Source organism: Nitrococcus sp., assembly GCF_059432795.1.
Map to the genome: position 1 here is coordinate 1 of NZ_JBXWZQ010000029.1, position 3,159 is coordinate 3,159.

At 63.3% G+C, this 3,159-nt stretch carries 3 protein-coding genes and 2 pseudogenes; 2 read left to right on the plus strand and 3 right to left on the minus strand.

Features of this window, described 5'->3' with window-relative positions; translation table 11 throughout:
* Positions 1 to 216: 216 nt before the first annotated feature.
* Entirely contained in the window at positions 217 to 1,134 is a 918-nt protein-coding gene (locus AC52Q4_RS02430; RefSeq protein WP_495535210.1) for an FkbM family methyltransferase, read from the plus strand.
* Here AC52Q4_RS02430 and AC52Q4_RS02435 read toward each other — a convergent pair.
* Complete coding sequence (locus AC52Q4_RS02435; protein WP_495535211.1) at positions 1,131 to 1,469, minus strand: glycosyltransferase; 339 nt, start codon at positions 1,467 to 1,469, stop codon at positions 1,131 to 1,133. The genes AC52Q4_RS02430 and AC52Q4_RS02435 overlap by 4 nt on opposite strands.
* Positions 1,470 to 1,484: 15 nt before the next feature.
* On the opposite strand from AC52Q4_RS02435, the pseudogene AC52Q4_RS02440 reads away from it, so the two are divergent.
* A pseudogene (locus AC52Q4_RS02440) lies at positions 1,485 to 2,180 on the plus strand (transposase); the annotation flags it as partial.
* Positions 2,181 to 2,324: 144 nt separating this feature from the next.
* Here the strand turns inward: AC52Q4_RS02440 and AC52Q4_RS02445 are convergent.
* Both AC52Q4_RS02445 and AC52Q4_RS02450 read right to left on the minus strand, forming a co-directional pair.
* Complete coding sequence (locus AC52Q4_RS02445; RefSeq protein WP_495535212.1) at positions 2,325 to 2,873, minus strand: ATP-binding cassette domain-containing protein; 549 nt, start codon at positions 2,871 to 2,873, stop codon at positions 2,325 to 2,327.
* A pseudogene (locus AC52Q4_RS02450) lies at positions 2,870 to 3,159 on the minus strand (ABC transporter permease); the annotation flags it as partial. The gene AC52Q4_RS02445 and the pseudogene AC52Q4_RS02450, both read right to left, overlap by 4 nt.

Sequence of the window (3,159 nt, forward strand, 5' to 3'; positions counted from 1 at the left end):
CGTGGACTGATCAGACGTGAGCTGTGGGATAGCTGCGGCTAGAGCCCCTTTAGATGATCTCCGACAGCGCCTACCCCGCTTTGGGTGGCGATCGGCACCGACACCAGGAGATTTTAGGTGAACAAGGTTGTCTCTCTTGGAACTTGGGCCTATGCGTCCCAACGTGGAAAAAAATGCCGCGTTAGTTCGCGGGCCATAAAAATGGAGCAAGCGTAGATGTCCCCTTCGCTGACCGTGCTGCGTCTCTATAGCGCGCTCCTCCGAATGGCCACGCCGAACTCCGGCCTGACGAAGCTCGCCTTCAATCCGGTGACCAACCGGCTCTTCGGTCGTCTGCAGCGGCAAGGTCGTCACCGGTTGCCAACGACAACGCTGGAGGGGGTGCCGCTGGAAGCTGATGTCCGAGATTATCACGGGCGCATCCTTTGGCTCTTCGGCTCGAACGACTTCAAGGTAACTCGGCTCGCGCGGACGGTTCTGCGAGAGGGCGACGTGTTCCTTGACATCGGGGCCAACTACGCCTCGGTGGGCCTCGGCGTGGCGTCGCGCTTCGGCCCTTCCGTTCCGGTCCACCTTTTCGAGCCGCAGCCCGCGCTGGCCGAGACAGTGGCTGCCGGCATCGTCTCCGCCGGTCTATCCGATACGGTCACACTACACCGTTGCGCGCTATACGAGTCCTCTGGGACGCTGGCTCTGCGCGTGCCGGTCGCCCATTCGGGCATGGCCACGCTCGAGGCGGACAAGGCGCTCCACGGAGAGACGCGCGAGATCACGGTCGCGACGAATGAGACTGCAGCCTATGTCGCGCCCCTTGTAGGCGAGCATCCCTTCGGCGTAAAGATCGACATCGAGGGTGCCGAGCCGAAGGTTCTGCCCGCGCTGACTGCCATGTCGGGTCTTCGCTTTTGCATCTTTGAGGGGGCGAACAACCAGGAGGAACTGTTCGAGTTGTTTAATCGCGCGGGCTTCACGATATTCGGCCTGCGCCGCAGCGTATTGGCTGTCACGCTCTCTCCGGTGCGCCGCCTCAAGGATTTCCGCGACCACCACGACTTCATAGCCCTGCGCGGGGTGGCGCGCCCGGACGCCCCGATCGTGTCGCTCAATGAATTGGATCGTTTGGCGCAGGGTTAACTTGAAAGGCGCGCATACATCTCTCTGACCTGCCGCGTCTTCGCGGACCAGGTGAAGTTGCTCAAGACTGTCGTGCGGGTGGCGGCGGAGGGGACGGTGAAAGAAGCTGGATCGGCGAAGAGGTCGCTCAGGCGATCGCGCAAGGCGGCGGCGACCTCGGACCTTTTGCCGATAGGGATCGTGTAGCCCGTCCCGGGGCTCACAAGTTCGCCCGGGCCTCCATAATGAAAGACGAGCGGGACGGTCCCTAGGGCCATCGCCTTGAGCACAACGCCACCTAACTCGCGGATCGAGGGGAATGCGAGGATATGGGCGCGGCTGAGGATCTCTAGCACGCCCTCATGCCCAATCCGCCATCGCCATCAACCGACGAGACCTCCGCGAGCCACGAGCACCCCCAGCAGACCGAGACCGATCCTATGCCGAGCACCACGCACCAGCTCCGCAACGCCGAAGTGACCTTTCGCGGCACGATACTCTCGAACGCCACGCACGTGTCGGTCACCGAGCCGGATGCGCGGCTCTAGAAGAAATCGCCGGGCGCAGATGCGATACTGTGTTTCATGGGTGAGGAGGGAAAAGCGGACATTCCGGGGGACTGAGAGCCCCGACGCAAGGCTGATGGAGAACCGCAACGGGCTCGCGGTGCAGGCGGACTTGAGCCACGCCTACGGCCACGGCGAGCGCAAGGCGGCCCTGGAGATGTTCATCCGGCATCCGCCGGGCTTGACCCGTCGCCTGACGCTCGGCGCGGACAAGGCTTACGACAGCGCCGACTGCGTCGCCGCGCTCAGGCGGATGGTCGTGACACCGCATGTTGCGCAGAAGTCCCGGCATTCCGCCATCGACGGACGAACCACGCAGCATTCGGGCTATACCTTGTCCCAGCGGCACCGGAAAAAGATCGAGGAACCCTTCGGCTGGGCCAAGACCGTGGGTGGCATGGCCCAGACCGTTCACCGCGGCCTCGACAGGGTCCGTGCGCAGTTCACGATGACCATGGCGGCCTGCAGCGCGCCAGGGGACCGAAACTACTCGCGGCCTGATGGAGCAAGAGCCGAAGACCTGGCGCATCGCCCGCAAACCGTCTGCCTGAAACCTGTTGATCGGGAGAATTTTTTCGCCCGACTTCTTCAGCAGCCTGCGCACATCATGGATATCGGTATTAAGGACCCAGGATTTTGGGTAGCTCAGCTTTGGACCAAGTGCGATGGATACTTTCGGGTTGAAGGTCGACCTGTGACTCCTGCGGTAGCGGATTGGAAATGGGCTGACTTAGGCGCGGGTTTGCGCGCCGCATCACCCGCGAGAGCCGTTACAGGCAAGGGCATGTCGGCCATGAACGCGCTCAGCGCGGCGCGCTCGGCTGGCCAGTCGATCAACTGGCTGAGGTCCGGGTCGCCCAGCACGAGGTTCTCGGCCACGGTCATCGACGGGACGAGCGTGAAATGCTGATAGACCATGCCGAGGCCCAGCTTCTGCGCCGCGCGGGGCGAGGGGATGTCGACCTCGGAGGCATCGAGGATCACCGCGCCATCATCGGCGCGGTAGGTGCCTATCAGGCATTTGACCAGCGTGCTCTTGCCCGCGCCGTTCTCGCCCAGAAGCGCATGGAATGTGCCCGGCGCGATCTTGAAGGAAACCGCATCGAGCGCGGTGAAGCCGCCGAAACGCTTGGTCAGGTTCCAGATTTCCACACTGGGCGGTGCTTTTCTGGCGGGATCGGGAAGATGGGTCATCGGTTGATCGACACCTCTCCGGGCGCGCCTTCCAGCGCCTTTTGCCGCGACGAGCTGTAGATCAGAAGCGCAAGCGTCAGGAAATAGGGGGCCGCCCCGTAAAGGTAATAGTTCGCCGTGATGCCCACGGTCTGCAGCGCCGGACCGAGCGCCGTCGCCCCGCCGAAGAGAAGCGAGGCGTAAAAGCACCGTATCGGGTCCCACCGGGCGAAGATCACCAGCGCCACGGCCATCAGCCCCTGGCCCGAGGACAGCCCCTCGTTCCACGTGCCGGGAAAGTAGAGCG